Origin of the sequence: Bacillus cereus group sp. BfR-BA-01524 (assembly GCF_022662595.1) — a bacterium.
GTDB lineage: Bacteria > Bacillota > Bacilli > Bacillales > Bacillaceae_G > Bacillus_A > Bacillus_A thuringiensis_S.
In genome coordinates this window covers 1-16,796 of the sequence record NZ_JAKUDW010000111.1, presented here as the reverse complement: position 1 = coordinate 16,796, position 16,796 = coordinate 1, and the positions used below count along the sequence as shown (strand labels likewise).

Genomic DNA, 16,796 nt, shown 5'->3' with positions numbered 1-16,796 from the left:
AATCTTCCCAGCATCTCACTTCGTTACGCGTGAAGAGAAAATGAAGGTCGCTATTGAAAATATTGAAAAAGAATTAGAAGAGCGTTTAAAGGAATTAAATGATAACGGTAAGTTGTTAGAAGCGCAGCGTATAGAGCAGCGTACACGTTATGATTTAGAAATGATGCGCGAGATGGGCTTTTGTTCAGGGATTGAAAACTATTCCCGTCATTTAACACTTCGTCCAGCGGGTGCAACACCGTATACGTTATTGGACTATTTCCCGGAAGATTTCTTAATTGTTATGGATGAGTCGCACGTATCAGTGCCACAAGTAAGAGCGATGTATAACGGGGACCAAGCACGTAAGCAAGTGCTTGTGGATCATGGATTCCGTCTGCCGTCAGCTTTAGATAATAGACCGCTCATGTTTGATGAGTTTGAGGAGAAAACGAATCAAGTTATTTACGTTTCGGCGACGCCAGGACCGTACGAGTTAGAGCAGTCACCAGAAGTAATAGAACAAATTATTCGTCCAACAGGGCTTTTAGATCCACCAATCGATATACGACCTATTGAAGGGCAAATTGACGATTTATTAGGAGAGATTCAAGATCGTATTGCAAAAAATGAACGTGTATTAATTACGACTTTAACGAAGAAAATGTCAGAGGATTTAACGGACTACTTAAAAGATGTAGGAATTAAAGTTAACTATCTTCACTCTGAAATTAAAACGTTAGAACGTATTGAAATTATCCGCGATCTTCGCCTTGGTAAGTTTGATGTACTGGTCGGTATTAACTTATTACGAGAAGGATTAGATATTCCAGAAGTATCACTTGTAGCGATTTTAGATGCTGATAAGGAAGGGTTCTTACGTTCAGAGCGCTCATTAATTCAAACAATTGGTCGTGCCGCGCGTAATGAAAACGGCCGAGTTATTATGTACGCAGATCGTATAACAAGATCAATGGGAATTGCAATTGAAGAAACGCAGCGTCGTCGTACTATACAAGAAGCCTACAATAAAGAGCATGGTATTACGCCGAAAACGATTCAAAAAGGCGTACGTGATGTAATCCGTGCAACGACAACTGCTGAAGAGACAGAAACATACGAAGCAACTCCTGCTAAGAAAATGACGAAAAAAGAGCGTGAAAAGACAATTGCGAAGATGGAAGCAGAGATGAAAGAAGCAGCAAAAGTGTTAGACTTCGAGCGCGCAGCTGAACTAAGAGATTTACTATTAGAATTAAAAGCGGAAGGGTGAAAAGAGTGAGTAAGAGCAAGGATTTTATCGTTGTAAAAGGTGCTAGAGCACATAACTTAAAAAATATTGATGTAACCATTCCGAGAAATCAGCTTGTCGTTGTAACGGGCTTGTCTGGTTCGGGGAAATCATCATTAGCATTTGATACGATTTATGCAGAAGGGCAGCGCAGATACGTAGAATCGTTATCTGCGTATGCGCGCCAGTTTTTAGGACAAATGGATAAGCCGGATGTAGATACGATTGAAGGATTGTCACCAGCGATTTCAATCGATCAAAAAACGACGAGTCGTAATCCACGTTCAACTGTCGGAACGGTAACGGAGATTTATGATTATTTACGTTTATTATTTGCGCGAATTGGTACGCCAATTTGTCCAAATCATGGGATTGAAATTACATCACAAACAGTAGAGCAGATGGTAGACCGTGTTCTTGAATATCCTGAACGTACGAAATTGCAAGTGTTAGCTCCTATCGTTTCTGGTCGTAAAGGTGCACATGTGAAAGTACTTGAAGATATTAAGAAGCAAGGATATGTTCGTGTACGTGTTGATGGTGAAATGCTTGATGTGTCTGAAGAGATTACGTTAGATAAAAATAAGAAGCATTCCATTGAAGTTGTAATTGACCGTATTGTTGTAAAAGAAGGAATCGCAAGCCGTCTTGCTGATTCACTTGAAAGTGCATTAAAGCTTGGCGGAGGCCGAGTGTTAATCGATGTAATGGGAGAAGAGGAACTTCTATTTAGTGAACATCATGCTTGTCCACATTGTGGTTTTTCAATCGGAGAATTAGAGCCGCGTATGTTCTCATTCAACAGTCCGTTCGGAGCGTGTCCTTCTTGTGATGGACTTGGTTCAAAGCTAGAGGTAGATTTAGAGCTTGTTATCCCGAACTGGGATTTATCATTAAATGAACATGCGATTGCACCTTGGGAACCGACAAGTTCACAATACTATCCACAACTTTTACAATCTGTATGTAATCACTACGGCGTTGATATGGATATGCCTGTGAAAGATATACCGAAAGATTTATTTGATAAAGTGTTGTACGGAAGCGGGGAAGAGAAGGTTTATTTCCGCTATGTAAATGAATTCGGTCAAGTAAAGGAAAATGAGATTTTATTTGAAGGTGTTATTCCAAACATTGAACGTCGTTATCGTGAAACGAGTTCCGATTACATTCGTGAGCAAATGGAAAAGTATATGGCAGAACAAGCTTGTCCGAAGTGTAAAGGCGGCCGTTTAAAGCCTGAAAGCTTAGCTGTTTTTGTTGGTGATAAAACGATTGCTGACGTAACGAAGTATTCAGTTCAAGAAGTACAAGAATTTTTCTCGAATGTAGAGCTAACGGAGAAGCAACAAAAAATAGCTCATTTAATTTTAAGAGAAATTCAGGAGCGCGTTGGATTCTTAGTGAATGTTGGTTTAGATTATTTAACGCTAAGTCGTGCGGCTGGTACGTTATCAGGTGGTGAGGCGCAGCGTATTCGTTTAGCGACGCAAATTGGTTCTCGTCTAACTGGCGTACTTTATATTCTTGATGAGCCTTCAATTGGTTTACACCAGCGCGATAACGATCGTCTTATTCGTACATTGCAAGAAATGCGCGATTTAGGTAATACGTTAATTGTGGTTGAACATGATGAAGATACGATGATGGCTGCTGACTATTTACTTGATATCGGACCTGGTGCAGGTATTCACGGTGGTCAAGTTGTGTCAGCAGGTACACCAGCTGAAGTGATGCAGGATGAGAATTCGCTGACAGGTAAGTATTTAAGCGGTAAAGAGTTTATTCCAGTTCCACTTGAAAGACGTAAAGGTGATGGACGTAAAGTAGAGATTGTCGGCGCAAAAGAGAATAACTTAAAGAATGCAAAAATGTCATTCCCACTCGGTACGTTTGTAGCGGTAACAGGTGTATCTGGATCAGGTAAAAGTACGATGATTAATGAAGTACTATATAAATCGTTAGCGCAAAAGTTATATAAAGCGAAAGCGAAGCCAGGTACTCATAAAGAGATTAAAGGTCTTGAACATTTAGATAAAGTAATTGATATTGATCAATCGCCAATTGGTCGTACACCACGTTCTAATCCAGCGACGTACACAGGTGTATTCGATGATATTCGTGATGTGTTTGCACAAACGAATGAAGCGAAAGTGCGCGGATATCAAAAAGGACGTTTCAGTTTTAATGTAAAAGGTGGACGTTGTGAAGCGTGCCGTGGTGATGGAATTATTAAAATCGAAATGCACTTCTTACCAGATGTGTATGTTCCGTGTGAAGTTTGTCACGGTAAACGATATAATCGTGAAACGTTAGAAGTGAAATATAAAGATAAGAATATTTCTGAAGTGTTAGGGATGACAATTGAAGATGGAGTAGAATTCTTCGCCAATATTCCTAAAATTAAGCGTAAACTTCAAACGCTTGTAGATGTTGGGCTTGGTTATATGAAATTAGGTCAACCAGCAACAACATTATCTGGTGGGGAAGCACAGCGTGTGAAATTAGCTTCTGAATTACACCGTCGTTCTACAGGTCGTACGTTATATATTTTAGATGAGCCAACGACTGGTTTACATGCGCATGATATTGCACGTCTTCTAGAAGTGCTGCAACGTCTTGTTGAGAGCGGTGAGACGGTACTTGTAATTGAACATAATTTAGATGTGATAAAAACAGCGGATTATATTGTTGACCTTGGACCAGAGGGCGGAGACAAAGGTGGACAAATTGTTGCTTCCGGAACGCCAGAGCAAGTAGTGAAAGAAGAGCGCTCGTATACAGGTAAGTATTTAAAAGAGATTTTAAATCGTGATAAAGCAAGAATGAAAGAGAAAATAAAAGAAGTAGAGTTATCGCAATAAGTGTGTGAATAAAAACCGAGTGGAAATGACACTCGGTTTTTATTGTATAGGGGGAGAAGATGGAGTTTTTAGAGGTGTTGCGAAAGAAAAATATGAAGGTAAGAGAGTTCCGAAAGTGGGGTGTATATTTTCGGAAACGCTGGGAGGATCATTTTGCAAATCATTTAAGTGATGAAGAAAAAGAAGTGCTTAGAAGGAATAGAAGCAGAGAGAGCGTTTCATAATGAAGTGAAAAAGGAGTGCTACGTTTTCTACCAACATTGTAATGATGTATTGCTAATAAAGGATGCAAGTTTATTGCATATGGATGATATATTGTGTGAGACAGACGATGCGTATAAAGGTGATATCTATATTGTAGATAAAGATTTCACTTGGACCTTTGTGAAAACTCATGAACATAGGTGGTGTGGTCCTTATTTCGCAAGGAAGTGTTAGTAGGTATACAAGCATAAAGGGTAGAATAAGTTGATATAAGTGTTTGTATCATACTTGCGTTTATTGTCTATTAGCGTATGATGAAATATATATGTCAAAAGGATGTGTAAGAAAATGAGATGGATTGTATCACTTCTTGTAAATAGCGTTGTGTTAATCGCTGTATCGGGGCTTTTAAAAGGGATTGCACCAGATGCATTTTACGTAGCAAATATACAAACTGCAATTATTGCGAGTATTATATTGGCGGTTTTAAATGTGTTCGTAAAGCCGTTTTTAATTTTAATTACGCTACCAATTACTGTTGTAACTTTCGGCTTCTTCTTAATTGTTATTAATGCGATTACGTTAAAAATAGCAGATTCATTATTAGGAGATGCTTTTAATATATCAGGATTTGGTGTAGCGATTGTTGCCGCAATTTGTATTTCAATTTTTAATATGATTATTGAAAAGGCAATTGTGGAACCTCTATATGAAAAAAAGAGAAAATGACAAAAAGAAAAACATTTCATTATTCGTATGAAATGTTTTTTTCTATTTATTAGAAACCGTATTTCTTGTTTCCAGAAAAAAATGGTACAATATCCGATAGAATGGAATTTTACATCAAACGAGACTGAACCCGCAGCGGAGTGGAGGTTTATACATATGCCAAAAGTAAGGACAAAAGATTTAATTGAACAATTTCAATTGGAGTTAATAAGTGGTGAGGAAGGAATTCATCGTCCGATTGATACAAGTGATTTATCACGACCTGGAATTGAAATGGCAGGATTCTTTACATATTATCCAGCTGATCGTGTGCAGCTTCTTGGAAAAACGGAGCTCACGTTCTTTGATACGTTAACAACAGAGCAAAAACAAGAGAGAATGAAAGCGCTTTGTACCGAGGAGACGCCATGTATTATTATAACTCGTAATCAAGATGTACCAGATGAGTTATTACAAGCATCACGTGAATCAGGCATGCCTTTATTACGTTCTTCTCAAACGACAACGAGATTATCAAGTCGTTTAACTAATTATTTAGAAGGTAAGCTAGCACCAACAACTGCTGTTCATGGTGTATTAGTAGATATTTACGGTGTTGGTGTTTTAATTACAGGTCAAAGTGGTGTTGGTAAAAGTGAGACAGCTCTTGAACTTGTGAAGCGTGGTCACCGCCTTGTTGCGGATGATAGTGTAGAAATTCGCCAAGAAGATGAAGATACATTAGTAGGAAGCTCACCAGATTTAATTGAGCATTTATTAGAAATTCGTGGTCTAGGTATCATTAACGTTATGACGTTATTCGGTGCAGGGGCAGTGCGAAATTATAAGCGTATTACACTTGTTATTAATCTTGAAATTTGGGATCAAAAGAAAAATTATGATCGCTTAGGTCTTGATGAAGAGAAGATGAAAATTATTGATACAGAACTTACGAAGATTACACTTCCAGTTCGTCCTGGTCGAAACTTGGCTGTTATTATTGAAGTAGCAGCGATGAACTTCCGTTTAAAGCGTATGGGAGTCAATGCAGCACAGCAGTTCTCAGAACGATTAATGAGTGCGATTGAGTTAGGAAATCAGGAGTAAACATTGGAGAGGGAGGTCATACATATGCTGTTAGGTTCTGTACCGCAGCTTGACCGCGTAGCTGTCCAACTTGGGCCGTTTCCTGTTTATTGGTACGGGATTATTATCGGTACAGGTGTGCTATTAGGTCTTTGGCTAGCAACTCGCGAGGGAGAAAGGCTAGGTATTCCAAAAGATACATTTGTTGACCTTGTATTAATTGCAGTACCGATCGCTATTCTATTTGCGAGAATGTACTATGTTATTTTTGAATGGGAATATTACGCGCAAAACCCGAGTCAAATTATTAATATTCGTCAAGGTGGCTTGGCGATTCATGGTGGTTTAATCGGAGCGGTTATTACAGGGATTCTTTTTGCAAAGCGACGCGGGGTTTCATTCTGGAAGTTGGCGGATATTGCTGCACCAAGTATTTTACTAGGACAAGCAATTGGCCGATGGGGAAACTTTATGAACCAAGAGGCGCATGGTGATGAAGTAACGAGACAGTTTTTAGAAGGTCTTCATTTACCAGATTTCATTATTAATCAAATGTATATTGAGGGTGTGTATTATCATCCGACGTTTTTATATGAATCATTATGGAATTTTGCAGGTGTAATTTTACTACTTGCATTAAGAAAAGTGAATTTACGCCGTGGAGAGTTATTCTTCACATATTTAATTTGGTATTCAGTAGGACGCTTCTTCGTAGAAGGCTTACGTACAGATAGTTTAATGCTAGGACCACTTCGTATTGCGCAAGTAATGTCAATTGGACTTGTTGTTATTTCTATTATTTTCATTATTGTGAGACGAAAAATGGGGCAAGCTGATAAAAGATATTCGGAAAATTAGAGAAAAGTAGCATCTTATTATAAGATGCTGCTTCTTTCATATTCAGGAAGGCGAAAGGACTAAGGCAATGAGAATAAATACAGTGTTATTTGATTTAGATGGAACTTTAATTAATACAAACGAACTTATTATTTCTTCTTTTTTACATACTTTAAATACATATTATCCAAATCAATATAAGCGTGAAGATGTGTTGCCATTTATCGGTCCATCTTTGCATGATACTTTCAGTAAGATTGATGAAAGTAAGGTTGAAGAGATGATTACAAGTTATCGCGAATTTAACCATGATCATCATGATGAATTAGTAGAAGAATATGAAACTGTATATGAAACGGTTCGAGAGTTGAAGAAGCAAGGTTATAAAGTTGGTATTGTTACAACGAAAGCGAGACAAACCGTTGAGATGGGATTACAGTTGTCAAAGCTTGATGAATTTTTTGATGTTGTCGTGACAATTGATGATGTAGAGCATGTGAAACCACATCCAGAGCCACTTCAAAAAGCGCTTGAATTATTAGATGCAAAACCAGAAGAGGCATTGATGGTTGGAGATAATCATCATGATATTGTCGGTGGTCAAAATGCGGGGACGAAAACAGCTGCGGTTTCATGGACGCTGAAAGGTAGAGCGTATTTAGAGGCTTACAAGCCGGACTTTATGCTAGATAAAATGAGTGATTTGCTACCGATTTTGTCTAATATGAACCGTTCATAAAGGTCCAAGTAAGTTAGTAGAGGAGCGAGCTAAGTGCGACGGACAACGCGCTATCCTGTTTCAGGAGAAAATTCATTATGGAATGTGTATAAAACAGTTTCTTTTTGGAAGGTAATGAAAAACTTTATTATTATCCAAATTGCGCGTTACACGCCATTTTTATCTGTGAAGAATTGGTTGTACCGCACTTTTTTACGGATGAAAGTAGGAAAGAAAACATCATTTGCGCTTATGGTAATGCCGGATATTATGTTCCCAGAAAAGATAACTGTGGGAGAGAATTCGATTATTGGCTATAACACAACGCTTTTAGCACATGAATATTTAATTCGTGAATATCGACTTGGGGAAATCGTCATTGGAAATGAAGTGATGATTGGAGCGAATGTAACAATATTACCAGGTGTGAAAATTGGAGACGGTGCGACTGTCTCAGCTGGCACACTTGTTCATAGAGATGTACCGAGCGGTGCTTTCGTAGGTGGAAATCCAATGCGTATTATTTATACGAAAGAGCAAATGATCGCAAGAGAAGGTTCATGGTGAAAATGTAACATTTCTCCTCTTTTTTTATGAATAAAAAGGAAATAATTGAGTATAATATACTGTTTTGTTTTTTACGGAATCGTTTATACTTATAGATAGAAGAATGTGTGAACGAAGAAAACAAAAAACTGGAGGATATATGGGGAAAAATCAAAGGATATATAAGGAGAACGGACAAGTTATCTCTTTTAATCAATTAGCGGAATTCTTTTATAAAAAAGGGATGAGAGCTTACAAAGGGCAAAAATTGCAAGATGCAATTAAATATTTTCGAAGAGCGGCACAAAGTGAGAAGGAGCCGTTTATTTTATGTCAATTAGCAACAGTATTATCTGAGGCTGGTGAATATCAAGAGTCGAATCAAATCTTCTTAAAGTTAGTTAGATCTAATCCAGAACTTGAACAGTGCTATTATTTTATTGCAAATAATTATGCATATATGGGGTTATTTCAACAGGCGAAGAAATATGCGGATCGTTATTTAGAAGTTGCAAAAGAGAAAGAATTCGTAGAAGATACATTAGAACTTCTTGAGATTATGGAAGAAGAAGCAATGGGTGCGGAAGAGATTGAAGATGAAGATGATTTAATTGTTATGCAGGAAGAAGCGAATCGCTATATTCGTAATGGACAATTGGAAGAAGCAATTGCTACATTAGAAATTGTTACGAAAGATTATCCGGAATTTTGGTCAGGTCATAATAATTTAGCCATTGCACATTTTCAATCGGGTAATGTAGACAAAGCACTGAAGTTAACAGAAATGATTTTAGAGAAAAATCCTGGTAATATACATGCGCTTTGTAATACGCTTATTTTTCTATATTCAATTGGAGAGCATAAACAAGTAGAAGCGTTAGCGGGACAGCTAGTTTCAGTATATCCGATTTCATTTGAACATCGTTTGAAATTGGGAACTACACTTGCAACAATTGGTTATTTCGAGCATGCATATAAATGGTTCAAACTATTAAAGCGTCAAGGATACGAAGGAGACGTTAGTTTTTATTATTGGTTTGCATATTCTGCTTATATGGTGAAAGATCAGCAACTAGCTGAAAAAATGTGGCAACATGTCGTGGAATTGCATCCTGATAAAAAGGGAAAAGAACCGTGGAATGCGCTGAATTTAGCAGATGAAGGACAAAACGTGTTATTTGAAGAATTACGAAAATCATTTCAGCAAAGTGCGACGTTAGAAGAACAAATGCTAGCTTTATATTTAATGAATGAATTGTCAACGCCGGAGAAGGTTGGATTCTTCTTTGATATAACGCAAGCGAAGAACGGTGTTCCCATCGTATCGCAACTTGCAAAGTACTTCTTTTTACTTAATAGTCATAAGAGTATTCCAGCTGATTTACAACAATTTGAGCAGTGCGTACGAATCGCGGATGCATTATACAATTATACGAAAAAAGATGATGAATTAATTGAAGAGTGTTTACACTTTTGGTTTTGTACGTTCATACGTTTATATACATCTGGAGACATATTTACAAATGTGTACGGCTGGTCAGCTGCGATTGAATACATTGTACGCGGCGAACAAGGAAATAAAATGACACAGTCGGAGCTTGGAGATGTATATAATGTATCTGTAGCGACTGTCCGAAAGTATGTGCAAGCTGTTAAGCGTACGCACACATAAGATAAGCAAATCATTGGGAAAAAAATGATGCTAACAGTATAATGAGGGTAACTTAATTGTGTAGGAATGGATAGGAGTGAATAGTGTGTCAGAAGAAAAAATTTATGATGTCGTTATTATTGGTGCAGGACCAGCTGGTATGACAGCTGCAGTATATACATCTCGTGCAAATTTAAGCACATTAATGCTTGAGCGTGGTATTCCAGGTGGCCAAATGGCAAACACGGAAGATGTAGAAAACTACCCAGGTTATGAGTCTATTTTAGGACCAGACTTATCAAATAAAATGTTCGAGCATGCGAAGAAATTTGGTGCTGAATATGCATACGGTGATGTGAAAGAAGTCATCGATGGTAAGGAATACAAAACAATTATTGCTGGTAAAAAAGAATATAAAGCACGTGCAATTATCGTTGCAAGCGGTGCAGAGTATAAAAAAATTGGTGTACCGGGTGAAACAGAACTTGGCGGCCGAGGTGTATCATATTGTGCAGTATGTGACGGGGCATTCTTTAAAGGAAAAGAACTTATCGTAATTGGCGGCGGAGATTCTGCTGTTGAAGAGGGTGTGTTCTTAACACGCTTCGCATCAAAAGTAACGATCGTTCACCGTCGTGACACGCTTCGTGCACAGAAAATTTTACAAGACCGTGCTTTCCAAAACGAAAAAGTAGATTTCATTTGGAACCACACTATAAAAGAAATTAACGAAGCAAGTGGTAAAGTAGGAAGTGTAACACTTGTAGACGTAAACAGTGGAGAAGAGAAAGAAGTCAAAACTGACGGCGTATTCGTATACATCGGTATGTTACCATTATCAAAACCATTTGTTGAACTAGGTATTACAAATGAAAATGGTTACCTTGAAACGAACGAACGTATGGAAACGAAAATTCCTGGTATTTTCGCAGCTGGTGATGTTCGTGAAAAAATGCTTCGTCAAATTGTAACTGCAACAGGTGACGGTAGTATTGCAGCACAAAGCGCACAACATTACGTAGAAGAATTATTAGAGGAATTAAAAACTGTATCAGAAAAATAAGGGATAATATACCTTGTGAGAAGAAAGCTACCGACAGGAGCTTTCTTCTTTTTTTGTGTGAAAATGTCAAAGTTTTGTCAAAAAATATAAGGATTATAAGCTTTCTTATTGATATACTGGACTTTACGGAAAAAATCACTATAAGAAATGAGGAATTTATTCAGTATGGAATGGCGTAATATATATCGTGGATTTTGTATGGGCGTTAGTGATTTAATTCCTGGTGTGAGCGGCGGTACAATCGCTGTTGTGTTAGGGATTTATGAACAATTGCTTGCGGCAATTAGTGGATTCTTTAGTCGTGAATGGAAAAAACATTTAGGATTTTTAATTCCCCTTGCAGCTGGTGTGGCAGCGGCATTTTTAACGTTAAGTCACGTTATTAAATATTTACTTGCAAATCATTATGAACCGACTCAATTTTTCTTCCTCGGTTTAATTATTAGTATATTACCGATGTTAATGAGGGAAGCTGATGCAAAGTCTTCGTTTAAAGGTAAGCACATCGTTTTATTAATAGTTGCAGCAATTCTTGTTGCGATTACAGCTTTCTTTAAACCAGATAAGGCAGCAGATCCAATTACGACGTTAACAATTTTAAATGCAATTGGTTTATTTTTCGCAGGATGGATGGCTAGTATGGCCATGCTACTTCCTGGGATTAGTGGATCGTTTATTTTATTAATTATTGGTGTGTATCCAACAGCAATTAACGCTTTAACTACACTTAACTTACCTTTAATCGTGGTTATCGGTGCTGGTGTTATGGTAGGGTTCGTTGTAAGTAGTAAAGGCATTAGTTTTTTATTAGATCGTTATAAAAGTATGACATTTGCGGCAATTATTGGACTTGTAATCGGTTCGATTGTAATTGTATTCCCCGGGATTCCGACCGGCGGATTTTCAATTATAAGTTCAATTATTACCTTTATTTTAGGATTTGCGATTGTTACTTATTTCGGTAAGAAATAAGGGCTTTAATCCCCTTGGCGATAAAAATCGTTAAGGGGATTTTTCATGCTATTCATTAAAAGTCTAAGCATTTACATTGCTTGTTATGGAAAGCTTTTTTAAAATTGCTGAGTAGCATATGCTTAGCGAAAGAGGACTGGCTCCTTCGTTGTAGCAAACTGTTTTTGATAGTATAATGAAAGAAGTATGCAGTGAGGAATTTTACTGCAAGTAGCTGAGGTGAAGAAACATGCAAAGAGTGACAAACTGTGTGTTAATTAGAGATAATGAAGTACTCTTACTCCAAAAACCTCGCCGAAATTGGTGGGTTGCACCAGGCGGGAAAATGGAGCGTGGTGAGACTGTAAGAGATTCCGTTGTTCGCGAATATCGCGAAGAAACAGGTATTTATTTGAAAAACCCAGCGTTAAAGGGGGTCTTCACCTTTGTCATCCAAGAAGGTGATAAAGTTGTTTCTGAATGGATGATGTTCTCCTTTTTAGCGACAGATTTTGCAGGAGAAAACAAACTAGAGAGCGAAGAAGGCATCATTGGTTGGCATACATTTGATAAAATTGATGATTTAGCAATGGCGCCAGGAGATTATCACATTATTGATTATTTAATTAAAGGAAATGGCATAATCTACGGTACATTTGTATATACCCCAGATTTTGAGTTGCTTTCATATCGATTAGATCCGAGTTAAACCGTCAAGGAGAGGATACGATGACAGAGAATAATGATATAAAAATGGTAATTATTACAGGGATGTCTGGAGCTGGAAAAACAGTAGCTTTACAAAGTTTTGAAGATTTAGGATATTTTTGTGTAGATAATTTGCCACCGATGTTATTGCCAAAGTTTATTGAGCTTATGGCGGATTCAAAAGGGAAAATGAATAAAGTGGCACTTGGTATTGATTTACGTGGCCGCGAGTTTTTCGAACATTTATGGGGAGCACTTGATGATTTATCAGAACGTACATGGATTATTCCTCATATTTTATTTTTAGATGCGAAAGATAGTACGCTTGTAACTCGTTATAAAGAAACGAGACGTTCGCATCCACTTGCACCAACTGGTTTGCCGTTAAAGGGAATCGAAGCAGAGCGCAATTTATTAACAGATATGAAGGCACGAGCGAATATTGTGCTTGATACATCGGATTTAAAACCGAAAGAATTACGTGAAAAAATTGTTCACTTATTCTCAACAGAAACTGAGCAAGCATTTCGTGTAAATGTTATGTCATTTGGATTTAAGTACGGTATTCCAATTGATGCAGATTTAGTATTTGATGTTCGTTTTTTACCAAATCCATATTACATTCCACATATGAAGCCATTAACAGGACTAGATGAAGAAGTTTCTTCTTATGTACTGAAATTTAATGAGACACATAAGTTTTTAGAGAAGTTGACGGATCTGATTACTTTCATGCTGCCTCATTATAAAAGAGAAGGCAAAAGTCAACTTGTAATTGCAATTGGATGTACAGGTGGACAGCATCGTTCTGTTACGCTTACAGAATACCTTGGGAAACATTTGAAACCAGAGTATAGTGTTCATGTATCTCATCGTGATGTGGAGAAGAGAAAGGGCCATTAAGGGATGAAAAAAGAGAGAAAGCCTAAAATTGTCATCATGGGAGGCGGGACTGGACTTTCTGTTTTATTAAGAGGATTAAAGCAATATCCTGTTGATATTACAGCAGTTGTTACAATCGCTGATGATGGTGGCAGTTCGGGTAGATTACGTGATGAGCTAGAAATTCCACCTCCAGGTGACATCCGTAACGTACTTGTTGCGTTATCGGATGTAGAGCCACTGGTGGAAGCTTTATTTCAGCACCGTTTCACAACAGGAGACGGACTGAAAGGTCATGCGTTAGGAAATCTATTGTTGGCAGGTATGACCTCGATTACGGGAGACTTTTTCCATGCAATTACGGAAACAAGTAAAGTATTAAATGTCAGAGGACGTGTATTACCAGCAGCGAATCAAAGTGCGGTACTTCATGCGGAACTTGAAGATGGAGAAATTGTCACAGGTGAATCAAAGATTCCTTATTACGGAAAGAAGATTAATCGTGTCTTTTTAACTCCAGAAGATGTAGAGCCATTGCATGAAACGTTGGCCGAGATTAAACGAGCTGATTTACTTGTTTTCGGGCCAGGAAGTTTGTATACGAGTATATTACCCAACTTAGTTGTTAACAAAATTGGGGACGCTGTTCTTGCTGCAAAGGCGAAGAAGGTATATGTATGTAACGTTATGACACAAGCGGGTGAAACGATGGGATATACTGCTTTTGATCATGTGCAGGCGTTACACGATCATTTAGGGCAACCATTTATCAATACTGCAATTGTAAATAACCGTGAGATTCCTTGTGAATTACGTAAGTTATATGAGGAAGAAATGTCTACACCAGTTGTAGTGGATGAAGAACGTTTTGCTGAAAATAATATTGATGTTATTCAAGAGGGATTAGCGAAGTATGATGATCGTGTTGTAAGGCATGATACGTTAAAGTTAGCTTCGATTTTATATTCATTGTTATAAATGTGCGTTGCCTCGTTTGAGGTGGCGCTCCTCATTCATATAGGACAAGAATTTTGTTCCATAATAATCGTATAAGGAGGTGTTGACTGTGTCATTTGCATCAGAAACAAAGAAAGAGTTGACGAATCTTGAAGTGAAAGAATGCTGTGAGAAAGCAGAATTATCGGCGTTACTTCGAATGAACGGATCGCTTTCTTTTTCAAACCGTCGTCTATCTATCGATATTCAAACAGAAAATGCGGCAATTGCAAGAAGGATTTATACGCTTTTGAAAAAAGGATATGATGTGACGGTAGAATTACTTGTTCGTAAAAAAATGCGATTGAAGAAAAATAATGTGTATATTGTACGACTTGTTGAAAAATCTCGTGAAATACTAGCAGATCTTCATATTGTTCGAGCTGATTTTTCATTTATTCGAAATATATCACAGGAATTGATTGAGAAAAAATGTTGTAAACGATCGTATTTACGCGGTGCATTTTTAGCAGGTGGTTCAGTAAATAACCCAGAAACATCATCTTATCATTTAGAGATCTTTTCGTTATATAAGGAACATAATGATGCTATATGTGAACTGATGAACGGATTTGATTTAAATAGTAAGACGTTGGAAAGAAGAAAAGGGTACATTACGTATTTGAAAGAAGCGGAGAAAATTACGGAATTTTTAAATATTATTGGTGCTCATAATGCGCTTTTAAGGTTTGAAGATATTCGAATCGTACGTGATATGCGTAATTCCGTAAATCGTTTAGTGAACTGCGAAACAGCTAATTTAAATAAAACAATTGGTGCAGCGCTAAGGCAGATTGAAAATATCCGCTATATTGATGAGACGGTTGGTCTTGATATATTGCCAGATAAACTACAAGAGATTGCGCAACTACGAAGAGATTATCAAGATGTAACATTGAAAGAGTTAGGTGAGATGGTATCCGGGGGGAAAATTAGTAAATCGGGTATTAATCATCGTTTGCGTAAAATCGATGAAATTGCAGAGAAATTACGCGCGGGGGAAACGGTAGCAAAAAAATAAGAGGTTAAAGGGGAAATGGAGCTGTGGTTCAAAAACGAGTTCAGGTTTCATTAAAAAACGGTTTACAAGCACGTCCGGCTGCGTTGTTTGTACAAGAGGCAAATCGCTTTCATGCAGATATCTTTATTGAGAAAGATGGAAAGACAGTAAATGCAAAGAGCATAATGGGGATTATGAGCTTAGCAATTGGAACTGGAAGCATGATAACAATTACAACAGAAGGTTCAGATGCAGAAGAGGCTTTAGAAGCATTAGCTGCATATGTACAATAAAGAGCTATCGCGTATATGCGATAGTTTTTTTGTTTTGTTGTTTGTGCGGATTAGCGGATAGGGGTATTTAGCTGGTTTGTCCTTGTCGGAGATTGTCGGTAAATCGATATGTTGTGTCGAACCGTTGATATATTAAAAAAATCGTTGATATATTTAGAGAGATACTGGATGGGGTATGTGAGCGGGGAACAATATATAAAAGAAGCGCCCAATTATAGGGCGCTTCCACTTTTAGTTGTATCCAGCTCCAGCGACCTGCGATTCTAAACGAGCCGCTTTCGCTTTTAAGTATTAACGATTTGTGAAGATCTTATCGATTAAACCGTATTCTAAAGCTTTTTCTGCTGTCATGAAGTTGTCGCGATCTGTGTCGCGTTGTAGTACTTCAAGTGGTTGACCAGTGCGGTCAGCAAGAATTTGGTTTAGCTTTTCACGTAAGAATAGGATACGTTTTGCAGCGATTTCGATTTCAGTCGCTTGACCTTGTGCTCCACCAAGTGGTTGGTGAATCATTACTTCACTGTTTGGAAGTGCATAACGTTTTCCTTTTTCACCTGCTGCAAGTAAGAATGCACCCATAGATGCAGCCATACCGATACAGATTGTTGATACTTGTGGTTTAATAAACTGCATTGTATCATAGATTGCCATACCCGCTGTGATAGAACCACCAGGGCTGTTGATGTAGATGTGAATATCTTTTTCTGGATCTTGAGATTCCAAGAATAAAAGCTGGGAAACGATTGAGTTAGCTACGTTGTCATCAATTGCACTACCAAGCATAATGATGCGGTCCTTTAATAGTCGAGAGTAAATATCGTAAGCGCGTTCTCCACGATTTGTTTGTTCAATTACTGTAGGAATTAAATTCATCTGTTATTTCCTCCTTCTAAAGCTTTCTTAGTCTTATAATACAATTATGGTCAATAAAGGTCAAACGAAACCACTTTAAATCAAAAAAATATGTAGTTGTACCATGAAATATTCGCTATGTTTTCGAAATTCCCTGCTTATGTATC

General features: G+C 37.7%; 15 protein-coding genes and 2 pseudogenes. 16 read left to right on the top strand and 1 reads right to left on the bottom strand.

All coding sequences use genetic code 11. From position 1 onward, the window contains the following. The 16 genes and pseudogenes from uvrB to MR170_RS26070 all read left to right on the top strand — a co-directional run. A pseudogene (gene uvrB / locus MR170_RS26145) lies at positions 1-1,252 on the top strand (excinuclease ABC subunit B); the annotation flags it as partial. A gap of 5 nt (positions 1,253-1,257) precedes the next feature. Then, positions 1,258-4,134, top strand: coding sequence for an excinuclease ABC subunit UvrA (gene uvrA, locus MR170_RS26140; protein WP_043315555.1), 2,877 nt, complete (start codon positions 1,258-1,260; stop codon positions 4,132-4,134). A 59-nt stretch (positions 4,135-4,193) separates the two neighbouring features. Continuing rightward, a pseudogene (locus MR170_RS26135) lies at positions 4,194-4,572 on the top strand (DUF4275 family protein). Positions 4,573-4,686: 114 nt separating this feature from the next. Then, entirely contained in the window at positions 4,687-5,067 is a 381-nt protein-coding gene (locus MR170_RS26130) for a phage holin family protein (RefSeq protein ID WP_001267308.1), read from the top strand. A 156-nt stretch (positions 5,068-5,223) separates the two neighbouring features. Beyond that, positions 5,224-6,153 (top strand): HPr(Ser) kinase/phosphatase, encoded by a 930-nt coding sequence (gene hprK / locus MR170_RS26125; protein WP_001127251.1) that lies wholly within the window; start codon positions 5,224-5,226, stop codon positions 6,151-6,153. A gap of 24 nt (positions 6,154-6,177) precedes the next feature. Next, positions 6,178-6,990 carry a prolipoprotein diacylglyceryl transferase gene (gene lgt / locus MR170_RS26120; RefSeq protein ID WP_000924240.1) on the top strand — a complete coding sequence of 271 codons (813 nt, stop codon included), beginning with the start codon at positions 6,178-6,180 and terminating at the stop codon, positions 6,988-6,990. 67 nt (positions 6,991-7,057) lie between these two features. Next, complete coding sequence (ppaX, locus tag MR170_RS26115) at positions 7,058-7,708, top strand: pyrophosphatase PpaX (RefSeq protein ID WP_001222403.1); 651 nt, start codon at positions 7,058-7,060, stop codon at positions 7,706-7,708. Between the two features lie 33 nt (positions 7,709-7,741). Continuing rightward, entirely contained in the window at positions 7,742-8,254 is a 513-nt protein-coding gene (locus MR170_RS26110; protein ID WP_016079750.1) for an acyltransferase, read from the top strand. A gap of 139 nt (positions 8,255-8,393) precedes the next feature. Beyond that, positions 8,394-9,905: a tetratricopeptide repeat protein gene (locus MR170_RS26105; RefSeq protein WP_016079751.1), complete on the top strand. Its 1,512-nt coding sequence runs from the start codon at positions 8,394-8,396 to the stop codon at positions 9,903-9,905. Positions 9,906-9,990: 85 nt separating this feature from the next. Next, positions 9,991-10,947 carry a thioredoxin-disulfide reductase gene (trxB, locus tag MR170_RS26100; RefSeq protein WP_001288078.1) on the top strand — a complete coding sequence of 319 codons (957 nt, stop codon included), beginning with the start codon at positions 9,991-9,993 and terminating at the stop codon, positions 10,945-10,947. Positions 10,948-11,112: 165 nt separating this feature from the next. Then, entirely contained in the window at positions 11,113-11,919 is an 807-nt protein-coding gene (locus tag MR170_RS26095) for a DUF368 domain-containing protein (protein WP_000455196.1), read from the top strand. A gap of 229 nt (positions 11,920-12,148) precedes the next feature. Continuing rightward, positions 12,149-12,607 carry an NUDIX hydrolase gene (locus tag MR170_RS26090; protein ID WP_001190080.1) on the top strand — a complete coding sequence of 153 codons (459 nt, stop codon included), beginning with the start codon at positions 12,149-12,151 and terminating at the stop codon, positions 12,605-12,607. Between the two features lie 20 nt (positions 12,608-12,627). Further along, the gene (rapZ, locus tag MR170_RS26085; RefSeq protein ID WP_000138459.1) at positions 12,628-13,509 is read left to right on the top strand and encodes an RNase adapter RapZ; all 882 of its coding nucleotides are present in this window, start codon (positions 12,628-12,630) and stop codon (positions 13,507-13,509) included. Positions 13,510-13,512: 3 nt separating this feature from the next. Further along, on the top strand, positions 13,513-14,466 hold the full coding sequence (locus tag MR170_RS26080) for a gluconeogenesis factor YvcK family protein (RefSeq protein WP_000712187.1): 954 nt from the start codon (positions 13,513-13,515) through the stop codon (positions 14,464-14,466). Positions 14,467-14,554: 88 nt separating this feature from the next. Then, positions 14,555-15,505 (top strand): DNA-binding protein WhiA, encoded by a 951-nt coding sequence (gene whiA / locus MR170_RS26075; protein WP_016079752.1) that lies wholly within the window; start codon positions 14,555-14,557, stop codon positions 15,503-15,505. A 23-nt stretch (positions 15,506-15,528) separates the two neighbouring features. Next, on the top strand, positions 15,529-15,777 hold the full coding sequence (locus MR170_RS26070; RefSeq protein WP_000250307.1) for an HPr family phosphocarrier protein: 249 nt from the start codon (positions 15,529-15,531) through the stop codon (positions 15,775-15,777). Positions 15,778-16,068: 291 nt separating this feature from the next. On the opposite strand, the gene clpP is transcribed toward MR170_RS26070, so the two are convergent. After that, on the bottom strand, positions 16,069-16,650 hold the full coding sequence (gene clpP / locus MR170_RS26065) for an ATP-dependent Clp endopeptidase proteolytic subunit ClpP (protein ID WP_001049162.1): 582 nt from the start codon (positions 16,648-16,650) through the stop codon (positions 16,069-16,071). Between the last annotated feature and the right edge of the window lie 146 nt (positions 16,651-16,796).